General features: G+C 64.4%; 23 protein-coding genes. 13 read left to right on the top strand and 10 right to left on the bottom strand.

Annotation, left to right across the window (positions count from 1 at the left end; translation table 11 throughout):
- Positions 1-2: 2 nt before the first annotated feature.
- Both AAHE99_RS15950 and AAHE99_RS15955 read right to left on the bottom strand, forming a co-directional pair.
- Positions 3-680: an energy transducer TonB gene (locus AAHE99_RS15950; protein ID WP_342118340.1), complete on the bottom strand. Its 678-nt coding sequence runs from the start codon at positions 678-680 to the stop codon at positions 3-5.
- An 8-nt stretch (positions 681-688) separates the two neighbouring features.
- The gene (locus AAHE99_RS15955; RefSeq protein ID WP_057261372.1) at positions 689-898 is read right to left on the bottom strand and encodes a (2Fe-2S)-binding protein; all 210 of its coding nucleotides are present in this window, start codon (positions 896-898) and stop codon (positions 689-691) included.
- A gap of 157 nt (positions 899-1,055) precedes the next feature.
- Here AAHE99_RS15955 and AAHE99_RS15960 point away from each other — a divergent pair, with 157 nt between their 5' ends.
- The 6 genes from AAHE99_RS15960 (at position 1,056) to AAHE99_RS15985 (ending at position 6,893) form a co-directional block, all read left to right on the top strand.
- Positions 1,056-1,328 (top strand): FeoA family protein, encoded by a 273-nt coding sequence (locus tag AAHE99_RS15960; protein ID WP_342118341.1) that lies wholly within the window; start codon positions 1,056-1,058, stop codon positions 1,326-1,328.
- A 3-nt stretch (positions 1,329-1,331) separates the two neighbouring features.
- On the top strand, positions 1,332-3,221 hold the full coding sequence (gene feoB / locus AAHE99_RS15965) for a ferrous iron transporter B (protein ID WP_342118342.1): 1,890 nt from the start codon (positions 1,332-1,334) through the stop codon (positions 3,219-3,221).
- 2 nt (positions 3,222-3,223) lie between these two features.
- The gene (locus tag AAHE99_RS15970; protein ID WP_342118343.1) at positions 3,224-3,511 is read left to right on the top strand and encodes a DUF6587 family protein; all 288 of its coding nucleotides are present in this window, start codon (positions 3,224-3,226) and stop codon (positions 3,509-3,511) included.
- 102 nt (positions 3,512-3,613) lie between these two features.
- Positions 3,614-3,922, top strand: a complete 309-nt coding sequence (locus AAHE99_RS15975) for a DUF2946 family protein (protein WP_342118344.1) — start codon at positions 3,614-3,616, stop codon at positions 3,920-3,922.
- Between the two features lie 93 nt (positions 3,923-4,015).
- Positions 4,016-6,304: a TonB-dependent receptor gene (locus AAHE99_RS15980; RefSeq protein ID WP_342118345.1), complete on the top strand. Its 2,289-nt coding sequence runs from the start codon at positions 4,016-4,018 to the stop codon at positions 6,302-6,304.
- Positions 6,294-6,893: an EAL domain-containing protein gene (locus tag AAHE99_RS15985; protein WP_342118346.1), complete on the top strand. Its 600-nt coding sequence runs from the start codon at positions 6,294-6,296 to the stop codon at positions 6,891-6,893. The genes AAHE99_RS15980 and AAHE99_RS15985 overlap by 11 nt, the downstream gene beginning before the upstream one ends.
- Here AAHE99_RS15985 and AAHE99_RS15990 read toward each other — a convergent pair.
- Positions 6,886-7,128, bottom strand: coding sequence for a group III truncated hemoglobin (locus AAHE99_RS15990; RefSeq protein WP_342118347.1), 243 nt, complete (start codon positions 7,126-7,128; stop codon positions 6,886-6,888). The two genes, AAHE99_RS15985 and AAHE99_RS15990, sit on opposite strands and share 8 nt — an antisense overlap.
- Positions 7,129-7,156: 28 nt before the next feature.
- On the opposite strand from AAHE99_RS15990, the gene AAHE99_RS15995 reads away from it, so the two are divergent.
- The 4 genes from AAHE99_RS15995 (at position 7,157) to AAHE99_RS16010 (ending at position 9,545) form a co-directional block, all read left to right on the top strand.
- Positions 7,157-7,828 (top strand): glutathione S-transferase family protein, encoded by a 672-nt coding sequence (locus tag AAHE99_RS15995; RefSeq protein ID WP_342118348.1) that lies wholly within the window; start codon positions 7,157-7,159, stop codon positions 7,826-7,828.
- A 276-nt stretch (positions 7,829-8,104) separates the two neighbouring features.
- Complete coding sequence (locus AAHE99_RS16000; RefSeq protein WP_342118349.1) at positions 8,105-8,287, top strand: hypothetical protein; 183 nt, start codon at positions 8,105-8,107, stop codon at positions 8,285-8,287.
- A 46-nt stretch (positions 8,288-8,333) separates the two neighbouring features.
- Positions 8,334-9,113 carry a 5'-3' exonuclease gene (locus tag AAHE99_RS16005; protein WP_342118350.1) on the top strand — a complete coding sequence of 260 codons (780 nt, stop codon included), beginning with the start codon at positions 8,334-8,336 and terminating at the stop codon, positions 9,111-9,113.
- 9 nt (positions 9,114-9,122) lie between these two features.
- On the top strand, positions 9,123-9,545 hold the full coding sequence (locus AAHE99_RS16010; protein WP_342118351.1) for a hypothetical protein: 423 nt from the start codon (positions 9,123-9,125) through the stop codon (positions 9,543-9,545).
- Here the strand turns inward: AAHE99_RS16010 and mnmA are convergent.
- Together mnmA and AAHE99_RS16020 are read right to left on the bottom strand one after the other, a co-directional pair.
- Positions 9,531-10,640, bottom strand: coding sequence for a tRNA 2-thiouridine(34) synthase MnmA (gene mnmA, locus AAHE99_RS16015; RefSeq protein WP_342118352.1), 1,110 nt, complete (start codon positions 10,638-10,640; stop codon positions 9,531-9,533). The two genes, AAHE99_RS16010 and mnmA, sit on opposite strands and share 15 nt — an antisense overlap.
- 42 nt (positions 10,641-10,682) lie before the next feature.
- Entirely contained in the window at positions 10,683-11,165 is a 483-nt protein-coding gene (locus AAHE99_RS16020; RefSeq protein ID WP_342118353.1) for an NUDIX hydrolase, read from the bottom strand.
- Positions 11,166-11,330: 165 nt separating this feature from the next.
- Here AAHE99_RS16020 and AAHE99_RS16025 point away from each other — a divergent pair, with 165 nt between their 5' ends.
- Genes AAHE99_RS16025 through AAHE99_RS16035 form a run of 3 tightly spaced genes read left to right on the top strand, consistent with a single transcriptional unit; the run spans position 11,331 to position 14,326 of the window.
- On the top strand, positions 11,331-12,443 hold the full coding sequence (locus tag AAHE99_RS16025) for a Re/Si-specific NAD(P)(+) transhydrogenase subunit alpha (RefSeq protein WP_342118354.1): 1,113 nt from the start codon (positions 11,331-11,333) through the stop codon (positions 12,441-12,443).
- 9 nt (positions 12,444-12,452) lie between these two features.
- Complete coding sequence (locus AAHE99_RS16030; RefSeq protein WP_342118355.1) at positions 12,453-12,788, top strand: NAD(P) transhydrogenase subunit alpha; 336 nt, start codon at positions 12,453-12,455, stop codon at positions 12,786-12,788.
- Positions 12,785-14,326, top strand: coding sequence for an NAD(P)(+) transhydrogenase (Re/Si-specific) subunit beta (locus AAHE99_RS16035; RefSeq protein ID WP_342118356.1), 1,542 nt, complete (start codon positions 12,785-12,787; stop codon positions 14,324-14,326). Before AAHE99_RS16030 ends, AAHE99_RS16035 begins: the two co-directional genes overlap by 4 nt.
- A gap of 124 nt (positions 14,327-14,450) precedes the next feature.
- Here AAHE99_RS16035 and AAHE99_RS16040 read toward each other — a convergent pair whose 3' ends face one another.
- From AAHE99_RS16040 to murU, 5 genes are read right to left on the bottom strand one after another with little or no spacing between them, the layout of a single operon-like run.
- The gene (locus AAHE99_RS16040; protein ID WP_342118357.1) at positions 14,451-15,443 is read right to left on the bottom strand and encodes a DUF4214 domain-containing protein; all 993 of its coding nucleotides are present in this window, start codon (positions 15,441-15,443) and stop codon (positions 14,451-14,453) included.
- 42 nt (positions 15,444-15,485) lie between these two features.
- Positions 15,486-16,361 (bottom strand): TIGR02285 family protein, encoded by an 876-nt coding sequence (locus AAHE99_RS16045; protein WP_342118358.1) that lies wholly within the window; start codon positions 16,359-16,361, stop codon positions 15,486-15,488.
- Positions 16,348-17,484 carry an FAD-dependent monooxygenase gene (locus tag AAHE99_RS16050; RefSeq protein WP_342118359.1) on the bottom strand — a complete coding sequence of 379 codons (1,137 nt, stop codon included), beginning with the start codon at positions 17,482-17,484 and terminating at the stop codon, positions 16,348-16,350. The genes AAHE99_RS16045 and AAHE99_RS16050 overlap by 14 nt, the downstream gene beginning before the upstream one ends.
- Positions 17,481-18,794, bottom strand: coding sequence for a Xaa-Pro aminopeptidase (gene pepP / locus AAHE99_RS16055; RefSeq protein ID WP_342118360.1), 1,314 nt, complete (start codon positions 18,792-18,794; stop codon positions 17,481-17,483). Before pepP ends, AAHE99_RS16050 begins: the two co-directional genes overlap by 4 nt.
- Positions 18,791-19,486, bottom strand: coding sequence for an N-acetylmuramate alpha-1-phosphate uridylyltransferase MurU (murU, locus tag AAHE99_RS16060; RefSeq protein WP_342118361.1), 696 nt, complete (start codon positions 19,484-19,486; stop codon positions 18,791-18,793). The genes pepP and murU overlap by 4 nt, the downstream gene beginning before the upstream one ends.

Genomic DNA, 19,486 nt, shown 5'->3' on the forward strand with positions numbered 1-19,486 from the left:
ATTTATGACATCTGGAAGTTGATCGGTACGACGACGTAGACCGACTGCGCCTTCCCATCCTCAACATAAGGCTTGAACAGCGCGCGCATCACGGCGGCGCGGCCGGCTTCGTCCAGGTTATTCGAGCCGGACGACTTCTGCACCGAAGCCTGTTCGGCATAGCCCTTCTCATTGACCAGCACGCGCAGCGTCACCACGCCCTGTTCGCCCATGCGGCGCGATACCGACGGGTACACCGGCTGCGGTGCACGAATATATTCAACCGAGGAGATAACACGCGGACCAGCCGGCGCCGGCGCAGCGGCTGGAGCGGCATTCACCGGCGCGACAACGGCCGGCGTCGAAGGCGCCGCTTCCGTCACGCGCGCCTGCGACGGCGGCGCGGTAATCGTATTCTCGACAACAACAGGCAGCATCGGCAGCGGCGGCGGAGCAATCGAAGGCGCTTTCTGCGCGACTTCTACCGTCTTGGGCTGCGAGGCAGGAGGAGGTGGCGGCGGCGCCACGAAGGTGACATTGACGACTTCAGGGATGCGGTCCACCAGGCGATGCATGGTGCCATTGACCGCGGCATAGCCCAGGACTGCATGCAAGGCGACGACTACCGCGATCTTGGTCAGCTTATCGCTGCCGGCGGCGCGGCCAAAACTCCCGCCGGTGGGGAATGTCATCGTCTGCATAAAGCTCCTTACACGGTCAGTGATGGGCGCTTGAGCACAGTCTCCTGAATGCCGCTGCCCAGATGTTCGTCCAGCACTTCCACTGCATAGCTGAGGCAGTTGCCGCAGCAGGTGGCCACGCCGAGCGCTTCGCGCAACTCGTCCATGGAGCTGATACCCATATCTATGGCTTGACGGATTTCTCGATCAGAGATGTTGTTGCAGACACAAACGATCATTTCGAAATTACCTTCTGGCTAAGATTGCGATTCCGTTATTGAGAATCATTATCATTACGGTTCCCATTCTACCCGAACAGGAATACAATGCAAGCCGTATCTGCAAACAATTCTCATTTATAATGGCACGGTTGTATTTCGCCCTGGAAAGATCGTCATGACCCTCGCTCCTACCCTGACTAAGTTGGATTCCCTGCCGGTGGGGCAGAGCGGAACCGTGGTCCATATCGCACCGGGCAATCCTGAAGATACCGAGGACGGCGCCGACCTGGCGCGCCGCTTGATGGAACTGGGCTTCGTGCCCGGCGAGCGCATCCGCATGCTCAAGCGTGGCATGCCTGGCGGTGAGCCGCTCGCTATTAAAGTAGGCAATGCTACCTTTGCCTTGCGCCGCTTCGAAGCCGCGCTGATCTCGATCCAACCGGAATAAATAATGGGTGCAGTAGAAAAGGCCGCGCCAGTCGTCGCGCAGCAGCCAATGGTCGCCCTGCTGGGCAACCCGAATTGCGGCAAGACCGCGCTGTTCAACCGCCTGACCGGCGCGCGCCAGAAGGTCGCCAACTATGCCGGCGTGACCATCGAGCGCAAGGAAGGCCAGTTCACCTCGACGGCGGGCAACAGCTTCCGCCTGCTGGACCTGCCGGGTGCCTATAGCCTGTCGGCCCACACCCCTGACGAAGAAATCACGCGCGACGTCGTGGCCGGCCTGCGCGAAGGCGAGCGCTCGCCCGACGTGGTGGCCTGCGTGGTGGACGCCACCAACCTGCGCCTGAACCTGCGCCTGGTGTTGGAGATCAAGCGCCTTGGCCTGCCGATGCTGCTTTGCCTGAACATGGTCGACGTGGCCAAAAAGCGCGGCATCGTGGTCGACGCGGCCAGGCTGTCGCAGGAACTGGGCATGCCGGTGGTGGAAACCGTGGCGGTCAAGGCCGGCGGCGAGAAGGCCCTGGTCGATGCGCTGGACGCCATGTGGCCGCTGCACCATAGCGTTTCCAACCCGCTGTCCGCGATCGACGCGGTGTCGGTGGAAGAGACCCAGCGTGAAGTGCGCCGCATCCTGTCGGTGGCCGTGAAGGACGCCGACGACCGCGGCAACCGCACCGAGAAGATCGACCATTTCGTGCTGCACCCGGTATTGGGCCCGATCATCCTGGCGGTGCTGATGTTCTGCGTATTCCAGGCCGTGTTCAGCTGGGCCGAAACGCCGATGGACATGATCAGCGGCGGCGTCGAGCAGCTGGGCGCCATGCTGAAAGAGCATATGGCGGACGGCGTGCTGCGCTCCCTGCTGGTGGATGGTGTGCTGGGCGGCGTGGGCGCCGTGCTGGTGTTCCTGCCGCAGATCCTGATCTTGTTCTTCTTCATCCTGGTGCTGGAAGACTGCGGCTACCTGCCGCGCGCCGCCTTCCTGCTGGACCGCCTGATGGGCGGTGTCGGCCTGTCCGGCCGCGCCTTCATCCCGCTGCTGTCGTCGTTCGCCTGCGCCATTCCCGGCATCATGGCGGCGCGCACCATCCAGAATCCGCGCGACCGTATCGTCACCATCATGATCGCGCCGCTGATGACCTGCTCCGCGCGCCTGCCGGTGTATGCGCTGGTCATCGCAGCCTTCATCCCCGAGCGCGAAGTGTGGGGCCTGTTCAACCTGCAAGGCCTGGTGCTGTTCTGCCTCTACTTCGCCGGCATCATTTCCGCCATGCTGGTCGCCTGGGTCATGAAGCGCTCGATGCAGGCCAAGCGCAACCAGCCGCTGATGCTGGAACTGCCGGCCTACCACTGGCCGCATCTGCGCAACCTGGCCATCGGCCTGTACGAGCGCGCCAAGATTTTCCTGCTGCGCGTCGGTACCACTATCCTGACCTTGATGGTGCTGCTGTGGGCCCTGTCCAGCTTCCCGGGCGCACCGGAAGGCGCCACCTATCCGCCAATCTATTACAGCGTGGCGGGCATGCTGGGCCGCGCGCTGGAATTCATCTTCGCGCCGATCGGCTTCAACTGGCAGATCTGCATCGCGCTGGTGCCAGGCATGGCTGCGCGTGAAGTGGCGGTCGGCGCCCTGGGCACCGTGTACGCGCTGTCGCAGACCGGCGACGAGCTGGCCAACACGCTGCTGCCGGTGATCCAGGCCAGCTGGGGCATGCCGACCGCGCTGGCGCTGCTGGCCTGGTACGTGTTTGCGCCGCAGTGCCTGTCCACCCTGACCGTGGTGCGCCGCGAAACCAATTCGATGAAGTATCCGCTGATGATGGCCGGCTATATGTTCGCGCTGGCCTACACCGCCACCTTCATCACTTACCGCGTCGCACTGGCGCTGGGGGCCTGAGCATGTGGCAGGAAATCGTCGTCGGGTTTGTCGTGGTCGCCGCCGCGCTGCACGCGGCGAGGAAATACCTGCCGGCCTCCCTGCGCGAGCGCATCGTGTTCATCCTGACGCGCCGCGGCCTGCCGCAAGACCGGCTGGCGCGCTTCTTCAACACGGAATCCAGCTGCGGCAGCGGCTGCGGTTCTTGCGGCAGCTGCGGCGACGCGCCGGCAGCGCCGACGCCACCGGCCCCGCCGGGCGACGGCGGCCCGGCGCGCCGCGTCATCAAACTCCACATCTCCAAAACTTGATCTAGGGCATGTCGCCCCGCAAAAGAGGTATCTACAATGTGACTTATCGTAAGTGACATCGTGGGGGCCGTCGTGGGCTGGAGTAGCAGACAATTCGCCAATATGGTCAGGATCGCATTGTTTGCGATGCTGATGGCGGTGTCCGCGCCAACCCTGTCATCGCTGTTGGCGGCCGCCTGCGGTGACGCAGCCGCCACCCACTGCCATGCCCAGCCGAAGGCCACCCATCATCTCGCCCAGAAATGCGGCTACTGCATGGTGCAGGCCGACCTGCCTGCCGCACCGCCACCGGGGGGCACGGCACTGGTTCTGGTGCAGCTACCGCGCGCCGTACCAGAATTCCACGCGCCGGCACCAGCTGCGCAGCATGTTCGACTGGCGCCGCCCTCGCGCGCCCCGCCTTCCGCCTGATTCTCCGCGCTTATCCAAACAGCTTTGCATTGCACGCGTCCTTTGACGGCGCGGTCGCAAGGCCCTCGCTCGCAGAACAAGAAAGGAAGCATCATGAACACCCGTCCCATTCCCCTGGCCGCCGCGCTGCTGGCCGTCTTCTCCACCCCGGCCCTGGCCGACCATGAAGGGGAATCGCCGCTCAAGCTGGTCGGCACTGTCGTCATCGCCGGCAGCAACCCGACTTCGCTGCCGACCCAGATCCCGACCACCATCGAAGGCATCACGCGCAAGCAGATGGAAGACCAGGTCAACGCCAGCGATGCGGAAGATGCGCTGAAATACCTGCCAAGCCTGCTGGTGCGCAAGCGCTATATCGGCGACTACAACCATGCCGTGCTGTCGACCCGCGCTTCCGGCACCGGCAACAGCGCACGCTCGGCGGTGTTTGCGGATGGCGTGCTGCTGTCGAACTACCTCGGTAACGGCGCCACCTTTGCGCCGCGCTGGGGCATGGTGGCGCCGGAGGAGATCGAGCGGGTGGATGTGCTGTATGGCCCGTTCTCCGCAGCGTACGGCGGCAACTCCGTCGGCGCTGTGGTCGACTACCAGACCCGCATGCCGAAGCAGTTCGAGGCCCATGCCCGCGTTGCCTACGTGCGGCAGCCATTCGAGTTGTACAACACGGATATGACCTCCACCGCACGCCAGTCCAGCATGTCGCTGGGCAGCCGCCATGGCGCCTGGTCGTGGTTCGTGAGCGTGAACCGGACCGATAGCGACGGTCATCCGCAAACCTACACCAATCGCGTGATCGCGGCCGGTGTGGCTGGCGCTGCGGGCGTGCCGGTGACCGGCGCGGTGGTGGACAAGGACCGCACCAACCGCGACATCTACATCCTCGGCACCGCCACGCAGTACAGCACGGTGCAGGACCACGCGAAGATCAAAGTGGCCTACGACTTGTCGCCGACCGTGCGCGCCAGCTATTCGCTTGGCTGGTGGCAGAACGATTCCAGCGGCTCGCCCGACAGCTACCTGCGCGACGCTGCCGGCAAGCCGGTCTACAGCGGCCCGGTGTCGATCAACGGCCGCACGTTCACGCTGGCGGCATCCGATTTCAACGCCAGCCGCGAAGAGCTGCGGCACCTGATGCATGGCCTCACCGTGAAGAGCAACACCAAGGGCAAGTTCGACTGGGAGGTGGCGGCCAGCCTGTATGACTACAACCGCGACATCCTGCGCGCGCCCACGACCGCGCGTCCTGCCGCAGCCACCGGCGGCGCCGGCCGCATCGTCGACCAGGGCGGCACCGGGTGGAATACCTTGTCGCTGAGGGGCGTCTACCGACCGGGCGGCATGCGCGGCACGCACATCTTCGACTTCGGCTACCAGCGCGCGGCGTACAAGCTGTCCACCATCGAGCGCGCCACCGCCGACTGGCTGTCCGGCGAGCCGGGGCCGCGCAACCAGTCCTTCGCAGGCCGCACCAGCATCGACAGCCTGTTCGTGCAGGACACCTGGAGGCTGGCGCAGGACTGGAAGAGCGTGCTCGGCGCGCGCTTCGAGCATTGGGAGGGCCGCGACGGCGAAACCGCCAACGCCGCTTCCTTGGTGCGCCACGCCATGCGCAGCGAGAACTATGTTTCGCCCAAGGCTGCCTTGGCCTACCAGGCCAGCGACGAATGGACGCTCAAGGCTTCCACCGGCCGCGCCGTGCGCATGCCGACCGTGTCCGAGCTGTACCAGGGCGGCATCAACAATGCCGGCACCTTGATCAACAATGACCCGAACCTGAAGGCTGAACGCTCCTGGACCACGGAGCTAAGCGCCGAACGCCTGGTGGGCAATTCCGCGCTGCGCCTGACCGCCTTCTTCGAGCGCAACCGCGATGCGCTGTATTCGCAGACCAACGTGCTGGTCACGCCGAACGTGACCAATGTGCAGAACGTGGACCTGATCCGCACGCACGGGCTGGAGGGCGCCTGGTCGAACGAGAACGTATTCGTGGAAGGCCTTGATATGTCGGCCAGCCTGACCTGGACCGATTCGAAGGTCAAGCGCAATGCCAGGTTCCCAGCCAGCGAAGGTAAATGGCAGCCGCGCATTCCCGAGTGGCGCGCCAGCGCGGTTGCCAGCTACCGCGTGGACGACAAGCTGACCGCCACGCTGGCGGCGCGCTACAGCGGCAAGCAGTTCTCCACGCTCGATAACACCGACATCAACGGCTTCGCCTACCAGGGGGCCAGCAAGTACTTCACCGTCGACGCGCGCCTGCGCTACCGCATCGACAAGCACTGGAGCGCCGCGTTCGGCATCGACAATGCCAACAACTACAAGTACTGGAACTTCCACCCATATCCACAGCGCTCTTACAGCATGGAGGTGAAATTTGATTGGTAATGCACTCGAACTCGGCGAGTTCGAATTGTGGTGCCACCCGCATGTGGCGGCGCGCGACGGCAGCATCGCCTGCGTGCAGGCCGAAGTGCGGTGGCGCCGCCAGGACGGCACCTTTGCCGCGCCGGCCGCCCTTGCTGGCACGCTTGCCAGCAGTGCCACGCAGGAGCTGTTCGTACTGCATATGGTGTGCGACGCGCTGGCCGCCTTGCGTATGTGGAGCGCGGACGGCTTCGAGCTTGACCTGGTGCTGGCGCTACCAGTGCCGCCGGCACGCCTCACTGCCCCGTCCATGCAGCGCACGGTCGAAGGCTTGCTCGCACAGGCCGCCATCGCGCCATCGCGCCTGACGCTGCGCGCCGCCGGCGTCGGCCTGGGCGACGCCGGCGGCGGGCGTGACCGCGAGTGCGCTGCAGCGCCGTGCTGCGAGGTGTCCGACCTGCTCGACTGGCTGCGCGTGCGCGACAACGATTGTGCGCAGGCTGCCGGCGAGTTCATCGCCACCCCGCAGCCCGCGTACGTGCTGCCGGCAACGCTACGCCGTTGGCAAGCCAGCTACTCGGCAATGAGCGCCGCCGACGCTTTCAGCTGAAATGCACCTGCGGCTGCACACCCGGCAGCGCCATGTGCTTGCCGTAGACATTGCCCTGGAAGCTCTTGGTGCCCAGCATGGTGGTGCTCCAGAACTCCACCATGCGCGCCAGGTGCGGCGGCCAGTCATCGATGGCGGCATCGAACACCGGCCCCAGTTCCGGGGCGGCCCGCACGCCCTGGTAGAACTGATGGACCAGGGTTGTGATGGATTCTGTAGTCAGTGGTAAAGTCATGGCTTCATTCTATCGCTTCGGAGCGCACATGATCATCGTCCACCACCTCAATAACTCCCGTTCGCAGCGCGTACTGTGGCTGCTGGAAGAGCTGGGGCTGGCTTACGAGATCAAGCACTACCAGCGCGATCCCAAGACCATGCTGGCGCCGCCCGAGCTGGTCAAAATCCACCCGCTGGGCAAGTCGCCGGTGATCGAGCATGAAGGCAATATCGTCGCCGAGTCGGGCGCGATTATCGAGTACCTGGTGGAGAAGCACGGTAACGACCGCCTGGTGCCGCCGGCCGGCACGCCGGACAAGCTGCGCTGGCGCTACTTCATGCATTACGCCGAAGGCTCGCTGATGTCGCCGCTGCTGATGAAGCTCGTGTTTGACAAGGTCGAATCCTCGCCGGCGCCGTTCTTCGTGCGGCCCATCAAGCGCGCCATTGTGCAGAAGGTGATGTCGTCCTTTGTGCAGCCGAATATCGACCGCCACCTGGCCTTCCTCGAAGCCGAGCTGGCCCAGCGCGAATGGTTCGCCGGCAACGAGTTCAGCGCCGCCGATATCCAGATGAGCTTCCCGCTCGAAGCCGCTGCCGCGCGTGGCGGCCTCGGCGCCACCCACCCGCGCCTGCAAGCCTTCCTGCAACGCATCCATGCCCGCCCCGCCTACCAGCGCGCCCTCGAACGCGGCGGCCCTTACGAACTGCTGCGCTAAGTCAAAACTCCCCTTGCCACCACCGGATAAGCTTGCTTGACGAGCTTACCCGGAGTGGTAAAGTGAAATCGAGTTTGACCCACACAAAAATGCCGCCAATCAGCGCAAGCACGGTGTTCCACTTGCGCTTGCCCTGATGCTTGAGTGGGGCCGCGAGCTCGCATGGGTTGACGACAGGTACAAATACGACGAGCTAAGAATGATTGGCTTAGTACCATATGACGGTCGAATTTATGCGGTGTCACAGAAAAGCAGGGCGCGTTTGGGAGATGAGTTATGCGCGAAACTATGAAAACTGCTGATGGACGTACCATCATTCTGTCGACACCAGAAGAGGATCGGGAAATTATGGAGGCCGCCCTGAGAGATCCTGATCTCCCTCCTATGACGGAAGAAGAATGGGAGGAAGTTCGGCTGCGGCTGATACGTGGCGGCAAGGCCAATACTCCAGCGAAATAGGCTGGCGATGCTGGGCTGCACTTAGCTGTACGGTAAAATACCGTCCATGACAGGTAGACTACTGGCCATTGACGGTTTGAATATTGTGCGGCGTGTGTATGAGGCGAGTCCGGAGCCGGATTCCGACCTCAAAGCCGAGATCGCCATGCGCCATGCGTTCAACGCTTTCCAGCGCCTGGTCAACGGCCACGAGCCGACCCACATCCTGCCCGCTTTCGACTACGGCGGCAGCACTTGGCGCCACACCCTGTACAAGGGCTACCGCGAAGGCCGCCAGCCGATGCCGGACGTGCTGCGCGAAGCGCTGCCCCAGTTCTACATCCAGCTGACCAATATCGGCATGTGCCCGATCTCGATCCCCGACGTGGAGGCCGACGACGTGATCGGCACCGTGGTCACGCGCTGGCTGGCGGAAAATCGCGGCGAGGCGGTGGTCGCCACTACCGATAAGGACCTGCACTGCCTGATCGCCGAGGGCGCCCGCATCTGGGACCATTTCAAGTCCGAATGGCACGACCGCGCCTGGGTCGAGAAGAAGTGGGGCGTCACGCCCGGCATGCTGCCGGACCTGCTGGCGCTGATGGGCGACGAGACCGACTCGATCCCCGGCGTGTCCAACGTGGGCGTGAAAACCGCCGCCAAACTGTTGCGCACATACGGCACTCTGGACGCAATCATGGCCGGAGCGGGCATCCTGAAGGACAAAGTTGGCGAAAGCCTACGAAAAGAGCGCGAGATGTTGTATCTTTCTCGTCAATTGGTACAACTAAAGACGGATGTAAAGATCGGCGTGAGCTGGAACATGCTGGCCTGGGACCACCGTTAAGACTTCCTGATGTTAAAAGCAGTACTCATCGACAGTAGCGCCATCGCGCGCGGCCTGCTCAACACCGTCTTGCTGGACGGCGGCTACGACGTGGTCGGCCAGGCGCATACCTGCGTGGCCGGCAACGTCCTGCTGATCAAGCACAATCCCCAGATTATCTGCGTGGCGCGCGACTGCATCGAAGCGGACGAAGCCGCCATGGCCGCGATGCGCAAGGACTGGCCGAAGGCCATGATCTTCATGGTGTCGTCGGAATTCGACCAGGCCACGATCCAGAAGGGCCATGCGATGGGCCTGAACGGTTATATCGTGAAGCCGTTCAACGCCGGCACGGTGTTGAAGACGATCCGCAATACGGTGATCGCCACGGTGAAGCGCCAGCAGGCGGCGCAAGCTGACGCCGCCCCGGCTGAAGGATCAGACGAAGTCTGAGCTGTTGATGATGCCGCCGCCCAGGCAAACATCGCCGTCGTACAGCACGGCCGACTGGCCTGGGGTCACTGCCCACTGGGCATCCATGAATTTCAAAGCAAACTCGCTGTCGCCATTGGCGGCCACGTCGCATGGCACGTCGGCCTGGCGGTAGCGGGTCTTGGCGCTGATGCGGCCTGCTTCCGGCGCCACGCCGGCGACCCAGCTGGCCTGGCCGGCCTGCAGCGCTTCCGACAGCAGCCATGGGTGGTCGTGGCCCTGCACCACCCACAGCGTATTGTTCTCCACGTCCTTGCGCGCCACATACCAGGCGTCGCTGGAGCCGTCCGACTTCTGGTAAGTCTTCACGCCGCCGATGCCGATGCCTTTGCGCTGGCCCAGGGTGTAGAAGGACAGGCCAACGTGTTCGCCCACCACTTTGCCGTCCGGGGTCTTGATCGGGCCGGACTTGTACGACAGGTAGCGGTTCAGGAATTCGCGGAACGGGCGCTCGCCGATGAAGCAGATGCCGGTCGAATCCTTCTTGGCTGCATTCGGCAGCTGCAGCTTTTCGGCGATCTTGCGCACTTCGGTCTTCGGGATTTCGCCCAGCGGGAATAGGGTCTTCGACAACTGCGCCTGGTTCAGGCGGTGCAGGAAGTAGCTCTGGTCCTTGGTGTGGTCGACCGCCTTCAGCAGCTCGTGGCGGCCGGTGGCGGTGTTGTGGCGCACGCGCGCGTAGTGGCCGGTGGCGATCAGGTCTGCGCCCAGGTGCATGGCGTGGTCGAGGAAGGCCTTGAATTTGATCTCGGCGTTGCACAGCACGTCCGGGTTCGGCGTGCGGCCGGCCTGGTATTCGCGCAGGAATTCGGCGAACACGCGGTCCTTGTATTCGGCGGCGAAATTGACGGCTTCGATGTCGACGCCCACCACGTCGGCCACGCTGGCCGCGTCGATCCAGTCCTGGCGCGTGGAGCAGTATTCGGAATCGTCGTCGTCCTCCCAGTTCTTCATGAACAGGCCGATGACTTCATAGCCTTGTTCTTTCAGTAACCAGGCGGAAACGGAGGAATCAACGCCACCGGACATGCCGATGACTACTTTTTTCTTACTCATAGTCGAGGGGGTGTTGCAAATTGTCCAAAATAGAAGAAGTCTTCAGACTTCTTCGAATACCGACACGTGGGTATGCAGGATTTCCAGCGGCGCGCGCTTGCCCGCCAGGTATTCGTCGATGCAGGTCAGCAGCAGGGGGCTGCGGTGGCGTTCACTGCAGGCCGCGATTTCATCGCGCGTCATCCAATGCGTACGCAGGATGCCTTCGTCCAGCGGCCGGTCGGGATAGTAGGCGCCCACTTCGCCGCAAAAAGCGAAGCGCAGGAAGGTCACCAGCTGGCCGGTACGCGCCGAGCGGTAGCGGCTCATATACATGCCCACCAGGGCGGTCGGGGTGAAATCGTAGGCGGTTTCTTCCAGGGTTTCCCGAATGACAGCCTGCTCCAGCGACTCCAGCGGATCCAGGTGGCCCGCCGGCTGGTTCAGGCGAATGCCATCACTGGTCTCTTCCTCAATCAGAAGAAACTTTCCATCGCGCTCGATAACGGCGGCGACTGTGACATTCGGTTTCCAGGTGCGCGGCATGTTGGTCCATCCTTAGAAGACGCGACATTGTAGCCTGATCTGGCCCTTTAGTTGTGCCGAGCTAGTGACTTTTGTTGTGCAATGCAACATATAGCTTCAGGGAACATTGGCTTAACAACATTTCATGTTAGATTTTAGTCAGTTTTTCCCACTATTGGAGGCTTTATGAAGATTGGCGTACCGGCCGAATCCAGGCCGGGGGAGACCCGAGTGGCGGCAACGCCAGAGACGGTCAAGAAACTAGCAGTCAAACACCAGGTGATAGTGCAGGCGGGAGCCGGCATTCCAGCCTCGGTGACGGACGAAGCATATGCCGCTGCCGGCGCCACCATTGGCACCGCAGCGGAGGCGCTGGGCGCGGACATGGTGTTGAAAGTCCGGGCCCCGAATGCCGAGGAGCGCGGCCTGATGAAATCGGGCGCAGTCCTCATCGGCATGCTGAATCCATTTGATGGGGAAAACATTGCGGCCATGGCGGCTTCCGGCCTGTCCGCGTTTGCGTTGGAAGCTGTGCCGCGTATCACGCGCGCGCAGTCGATGGACGTGCTGTCCTCCCAGGCCAATATCGCGGGCTACAAGGCCGTGATGGTTGGCGCGAATACCTATCAGCGTTTTATGCCAATGCTGATGACGGCTGCCGGCACAGTGAAGGCAGCCCGTGTGCTGATCATGGGCGTAGGCGTGGCGGGTCTGCAAGCGATTGCGACCGCCAAGCGCCTGGGCGCCGTGATCGAGGCGTCCGACGTGCGTCCGCCAGTGAAAGAACAGGTGGAGTCGCTCGGCGCAAAATTCATCGACGTGCCGTACGAGACCGATGAAGAGCGTGAAATCGCCAAGGGCGTGGGCGGCTATGCGCGCCCGATGCCGGCGGCATGGATGCAGCGCCAGGCTGCGCTGGTGCATGAACGCGCCAAGCAGGCTGACATCATCATCACCACGGCACTGATCCCGGGCCGCCCGGCGCCGGTGCTGATCTCCGAAGAAACCGTCAAGGCCATGAAGCCCGGCTCCGTCATCGTCGACCTGGCGGTGGAGCAGGGCGGCAATTGTCCATTGTCCGAACTGGGCAAGACGGTCATCAAGCACGGTGTGCATATCGTCGGCGAGCCTAACCTGGCGTGCCACGTGGCGGCGGATGCCTCCGCCCTGTATGCGCGCAATGTGCTCGACTTCCTCAAGCTGGTCATCGACAAGGAAGACAAGCTGGTCATCGACCGGGAGGATGAAATCATCAAAGCAACGCTGGTCTGCCATGGCGGCGAGACGTTGCGGAAATAGGAGACGGGAATGGAAGTCAGTCACACCATCATCAACCTGATCATCTTTGTGCTGGCCGTGTACGTGGGCTATCACGTGGTCTGGAACGTTACGCCGGCGCTGCATACGCCGCTGATGGCGGTAACGAATGCGGTATCGGCCATCATCATCGTAGGCGCCATGCTGGCGGCAGCGCTGACCGAGGGCCTGGTCGGGCAAATCATGGGCACGGTCGCCGTGGCGCTGGCCGCGGTCAATGTGTTCGGTGGATTCCTGGTCACCCAGCGCATGCTGGAGATGTTTAAGAAGAAGGAGAAGAAGGCGCCGGCGGCCGGCGCATCCGCTGAGAAGGAGGCCAAGGCATGAGCTTCATCACCATGAACCTTGTCACGATGATGTACCTGATCGCGTCGGTCTGCTTCATCCAGGCGCTGAAGGGGTTGTCGTCGCCGGCATCGGCCCGCAAGGGTAATGCGTTCGGCATGGCGGGGATGGCGATTGCCGCCGTCACCACCATCGCGCTGATCGTGCGCTTGAAGCATGACGCCGAAATGGCCGCCGGCTCGGTCGCCGGCGCGCTGGCGAAAGCCGCTGCCGCCGTCGGCATCGAAGGCGTGGTGGCGCCGTCGGCCGGCTCCGGCAACCTGGGCCTCGGCCTGGTGCTGCTGGGCGTGGTGGTCGGCGGCGGTATTGGCGCTTTCCTGGCCAAGCGCGTCGAGATGACCAAGATGCCGGAGCTGGTGGCAGCAATGCACTCGCTGATCGGTATGGCGGCCGTCTGTATCGCGGTGGCCGCCGTGGCCGAACCACACGCCTTCGGCATTGCGGCGCGCGGCGAAGCGCTGCCGATCGGTAACCGCATCGAACTGTTCATCGGCACCTTTGTCGGTGCGATCACCTTCAGCGGCTCGGTGATCGCTTTCGGCAAGCTGGCGGGCAAATACAAGTTCCGCCTGTTCCAGGGCGCACCGGTGGTGTTCGCCGGCCAGCACATGCTGAACCTGGCGCTGGCGCTGGTGATGGTCGGCCTCGGCCTGGTGTTCGTGTTCAGCGGCGGCACTGCGCCGGCCTGGACGCCGTTCCTGCTGATGACCGCGATTGCCTTCGTGCTCGGTGTGTTGATCATCATCCCGATCGGCGGCGCCGATATGCCGGTGGTGGTGTCGATGCTGAACTCCTACTCGGGCTGGGCGGCGGCGGGTATCGGCTTCTCGCTGAACAACTCGATGCTGATCATCGCCGGCTCGCTGGTGGGTTCCTCCGGCGCGATCCTGTCCTACATCATGTGCAAGGCGATGAACCGCTCGTTCTTCAACGTGATCCTGGGCGGCTTCGGCGGCGACGCCGCGGCGGCAACGGCGGGCGGCGCGCAAGCGCAGCGCAATGTGAAGTCGGGTTCCTCTGACGACGCCGTGTTCCTGATGCAGAATGCCGAAACCGTGATCATCGTCCCGGGCTATGGCCTGGCGGTGGCACGCGCCCAGCACGCGCTGAAGGAACTGGTCGAGAAGCTGACGCACCAGGGCGTGACGGTGAAGTACGCGATCCACCCGGTCGCCGGCCGCATGCCGGGCCACATGAACGTGCTGCTGGCGGAAGCCGAAGTACCGTATGACCAGGTATTCGAGATGGAGGACATCAACAGCGAGTTCGCGCAAGCCGACGTGGTACTGGTGCTTGGCGCGAACGACGTGGTGAACCCGGCGGCCAAGGATCCGAAATCCCCGATCGCCGGCATGCCGATCCTCGAGGCCTACAAGGCCAAAACCATCATCGTCAACAAACGCTCGATGGCGTCCGGCTATGCCGGCCTGGACAACGAGCTGTTCTACATGGACAAGACCATGATGGTCTTTGGCGACGCCAAGAAAGTCCTGGAAGACATGGTGAAAGCCGTCGAGTAAGCCTACGGCCGCGCCCGTGTCCACCTTGGGGTCAGGCTCTTTGGTAGACACGAGCTCAAGCGCGTAGCGCTTGAACTCGTGTCTACCAAAGAGCCTGACCCCAAGGTGGACACGGGCTCTTGTGTTAGCCCTCGAATGGGCTGTAGGTGAAGCCGTTTTCGATCTTGGCGATGGTGCCGGCGAAATTCTCCAGGCTGTTGCTGATGTCGGCCAGTACCCCCGCCGCACTTACCTTTTTCCCATCCAGCATACTGACGTAGAAGTCCAGACCGCCTTGGTCGGGGACGCGGTGCAATACATTCTCGTAAATCTTGGTGACCAGGGCGCGGTTGCTCAGGTTGCTGCCGTAGGCGGCCTTGAACTCGGCGCTATCGATGAAGCTTTGGGCGATCGCTTCCATGCTGACGCCGTCGTCAATCATCTTGATCCAGAAACCGATGCCGCCGGCGTCGGGCTCGCGGTTGAGGCCGGCCTGGTACAGGCGGTAGATGTCGCCGGCGTGGCTGCCACGGGCGACGTCGAAGGCGGTGGCGCCGTCCAGGAACACCAGGCGTTCGACCGAGTTCAAGGTGTCGCTGCCGTCGCTGCCGGTCTTGGCCACCACGCTGGCGCTGCTGCCGTTGCCGGTCACGCTGTAGTTGGCGTGCAGGCCGAGGTAGGTGGCGCTGTCGATGCCGGCGCCGCCGTTCAGGGTGTCGTTGCCGGCGTCGCCGAACAGCAGGTCGTCGCCGCCGTTGCCGTTCAGGAGGTCGTCGCCGCTGAAGCCGGGCAGGAAGTCGATGCCGGCGCTGCCGTTGATGGTGTCGTTGCCGCCCCAGATGGCGCTGAGCAGCGTGTCGAGGTCGCCGTCGTGTTCCAGCACGTCCTGCACCTTGCTGGCATCCAGGCTCAGTCCTTCGACACTGAACGCCAGGGTCTGGTTGATCGAGAGCCGCAGGCCGGTCAGGGTGCCGCTCACTTGCAGGCCGCTGAAGCTGAACTGGCCGATGAATTCCTGGTGGAAGGGGCCGCCGTCAATCACGATCAGGCTGCTGCCGAGCGAAGTCAGCGAGGCGTCGCCGTCCCAGTCGGGAATGGTCTTTTCGTTGAAGGGGATGTGGTACGTAACTGTCGACATGCTAGCTCCTTTAGCGATAAATTATTGCTAACTTAGCACGATTTAACGCATGGGCTTGGAGCGTTGCTGCTGGAATTCGCTGATCTGGGCGGCGTAGCGCTGTTGCGAGGCCAGGGTGTGCCAGCTGTTCTGGGCGCGGATCATGGCGGCGGCGCCTTCGCGCGTGCCGACAATGCGGTCGATGCGGCGCGCGGTGGCCAGGCCCCAGGCGTTGCGCGGGCAGGCGATGCCGGCCAGCATGGGCTTGTTGTTCTGGGCGATCGGGACCGTGTGCAGCTGGCCGATTTCGGGTTCGCTGCGGCTGGCGTATTGCAGCGAGTAGTCGTAGTCGAGGGTGTAGTCGGCGCGGCCGTGCGTGACCAGCTTGAGGACGTTGCGGCCGAAGTCGCCGACCGAGGTGGTTTCCATGCGCGAGCCGGCGGGGCGGGCGGCGATCAGGCGGTCCACCATCTGGCCGTAGCTGCGGCGTTCGACGATGATGCCGCGCAGCTGCGGGCTGGCCAGCACTTTCTGCAGGTCGGCTTCGCCGTGCGCGTTCAGGGGCAGCTGCTTGAGCGTGGGCTGGCGGACTACCAGCTGCAGCGGTGGCACCAGGTTGGTGTCGACGAAGTGCGCCAGCGGGTCGCGCTCGGCGGTGTGCAGGGCGGCCACCACGCAGGCGGGTTCGCCTTTTTCAATCATCAGCCAGGTGCGCTTGGGGTTGGCGTAGATGAAGCGGTGCTCAGCTTGCGGCCATTGCTTGATGATGTACAGCACGATCTGGTCGGCGATGCCGTCGGTGGGCTGGCCATTCTGCGGCATCGAGGCGGGCGGCACGTCGGGCAGCAGCCAGGACATGACTTCGCGCGCCTGTGCCGTGCCGGCCGTCAGCAGCGCGGCCAGGACGGAGGCGCGCAGCATGTCCCTAGCGGCGGCCATACATCATCAGCTCGGCCAGCACGGCGCGCGCGGGGGTGGCGACGTCGATGGCGGCCAGGCCCAGGCCGAGCAGGGGCTGCAGGGCCGATTCGTTGGCGAAGATGCGCGCCATGGTGTCGGTCAGGCGCACGGTCAGTCCGCGGTCGCGCTGGCGCTGCTCGGCATACTGCGCCAGCACGTCGGGCGTGGCGCCGCGCGCCAGCAGGCGCGCCAGTTCGGCGGCGTCGCGCAGGCCGAGGTTCAGGCCCTGGCCGGCCACCGGGTGCAGGGTTTGCGCGGCATTGCCGATGGCGACCGTGCGCGCGCTGCCGGTCACGCCGGCGTTCAGGCCGAGCGGGAAGGCCAGGCGGCGCGTGGCGTGGGTGAAGGCGCCCAGGCGCTCGCCGAAGGTGGCGCCGAGGCGCGCCAGGAAGGCTGCGTCGTCCAGTGCCAGCAGCTCCTGCGCGGTGCTTGGGCGGGCGCACCACACCAGGGAGTAGCCGTCGTCCTGCGGCAGCAGGGCCAGCGGGCCTTCGCTGGTGAAGCGTTCGTAGGCGCGGTGCGCGACCGGGGCGCTGGTGCTGACCTGGGCGATGATGGCGGTCTGCTGGTAGTCGTGCCGCTGGGCCTTGTCGGCCTGTTCGCCGAACAGGCCGCCTTCGGCCTGCACCACCACGGCGGCGCGCAGCACGCGGGTTTCCTGGCCTTCGCTTGCCAGGTACAGGGTGACGCTGTCGGCCGCCTCGTCGCTGCCGGTGACGCGCACCGGGCGCAGGGACGCGATGCCGAGCGCGCTGCAGGCACGGCCCAGCGCTTCGACGATGGCGCCGTAGCGGGTGACGTAGCCCAGCGCGGGCAGCTGGTGTTCGTCGCGCGTGATCATGCTGCGGCCGAACTGGCCGCGCCGCGAGACGTGGATTTCGTGGATGGCGGTGGCGTGGATCGGCCAGGCGCCGATTTGCTCCAGGATCTGGCGGCTGCCGTAGGACAGGGCCAGGGTGCGCGGGTCCTGCATCGCCTGTTCGAGCGGCTTGGCGTCGACCAGCACGATGCGCGCGGCCGGCACGCCGCGCTTGACCAGCAGCGCGGCCAGCGCCATGCCCGCCGGGCCGGCGCCGCAGATGGCGATATCGTAATCAATCATTTCATCAAAGCTTCAATCTCGGCCACGGTCTTGGGCGCGCCGCCCGTCAGCAGCTGGAATCCGCCATCGCTGACGATCACGTCGTCTTCGATGCGGATGCCGATGTTCCAGTATTGCTCGGGCACGCCGGCGGCCGGGCGCACGTAGATGCCCGGTTCCACCGTCAGCGCCATGCCGGGCTGCAGCAGGCGCGATGGCTTGTCGTCGCGCGCAGTATCGCGGTAGACGCCGACGTCGTGCACGTCCATGCCGATCCAGTGACCGGTGCCGTGCATGTAGAACTGGGTGTATTTTTTTTCGGCCAGCACATCGTCCAGCGTGCCTTGCAGCAGGCCGAAGTCGAGCATGCCCTGGGCCAGCATGCGCACCGCGGCGTCGTGCGCGTCGTGGTACTTGCGGCCGGGGGCGATGGCGGCGAAGGCGGCTTGCTGGGCGGCCAGAACCAGCTCGTACAGCTCGCGCTGGGCGCTGCTGAAACGGCCGTTGACCGGGAAGGTGCGGGTGATGTCGGAGGCGTAGCCATCCAGCTCGCAGCCGGCGTCGATCAGTACCAGTTCGCCGTCCTGCACCTGGCGGTTGTTGGCGTTGTAGTGCAGCACGCAGGCGTTGGGGCCGGAGGCGACGATCGGGGTGTAGGCCGGGAACTGGGCGCCGTTGCGGCGGAACTCGTGCAGCAGTTCGGCTTCCAGTTCATATTCGTGGACGCCGGGCCTGGCGCAGCGCATGGCGCGCGCATGGGCGCCTGCGGAAATCTGGCCGGCGCGCAGCATGATGGCGCGTTCTTGCTCGTCCTTGAACAGGCGCATTTCGTCGACCAGCGGCGGCAAGTCGCGCAGCACGGGCGGCGCGGTGATGCCGCTGCGCGAGAGCTTGCGTACGCCTTCCAGCCAGCGCTGCTGCTGCGCGCTGGCGTCGGCGCTGCGGGCGGCGGCGGCATACAGGGCGCTGGCGTTGGACAGCTGGCGCACCATGTGTTCGTCCAGCGCGCCGATGGGGAAGGCGAAGTCGAAGCCGAAGGCTTCGCGCGCGGCGTCGGGTCCGTAGCGGTAGCCGTCCCAGATTTCGGACTCCAGGTGTTTTTCGCGGCAGAACAGGATCGATTGGGCTGCGGCGGAGCCGCGCGGCGCGACCAGCACCAGCACCGCCTGCGGCTCGGTAAAGCCGGTCAGGTAGTAGAAGGAGCTGTCGTGGCGGTAGGGGTATTCGCTGTCGGCGTTGCGCGCCACTTCGGGCGCGGTGCCGATGACCGCTACGCTGCCTGGCTCCATCTGGGCCAGCAGGCGCGCGCGGCGGTCGCTGTAGGGCTTCATTTGTTCAACTCTTCCAGCTGCTGCACGGTGCCGACGTTGACCCATTCGTCTTCATAGATCTCGCCGCCGATGCGGCCCTGGTCGGCGAACTGGAACAGCAGCTTGCCCAGGCCGGCCTTCTGGCCCGGGGTGATGCCGTCGAACATTTCGCGGCGGTACACGCCGATATTGGCGAAGTTCCACTTGGGCGAACCCTGGCCGGAAATCGTGTACAGGTTGAGGGCGAAGTCGCCGTCCGGGTTGTGCCATGGATTCGGCGTCAGCCACACCCAGGCGATGTCGCGCACCTCGGCCGGGTACGGCTCGCCGCGGTGGTCCTTGTCCTTCAGTACGTCCAGCGCTTCGGAAAAATCGAAATGCGGGCAGTAGATATCGCCCGACAGCACCAGGAACGGTTCGTCGCCCAGCAGGTGCAAGGCGTTGGCGATGCCGCCCGCCGTTTCCAGCGCCTCGGCTTCCGGCGAATACTGGATCCTGGCGCCGAACTGCGCACCGTCGCCCAGCGCTGCTTCGATCATGTGGCCGAGGTGGGCGTGGTTGATGACGATCTCGGTGATCCCGGCGCGCACCAGGTTCAGGATGTGCCACACGATCAGCGGCCGGCCGCGCACTTTCAGTAGCGGCTTGGGGCAGGTGTCGGTCAGGGGGCGCATACGTTCGCCGCGGCCGGCGGCGAGGATCATGGCTTTCAT

Source organism: Pseudoduganella sp. OTU4001 (assembly GCF_038440195.1).
Taxonomy (GTDB): Bacteria; Pseudomonadota; Gammaproteobacteria; order Burkholderiales; family Burkholderiaceae_D; genus Rugamonas.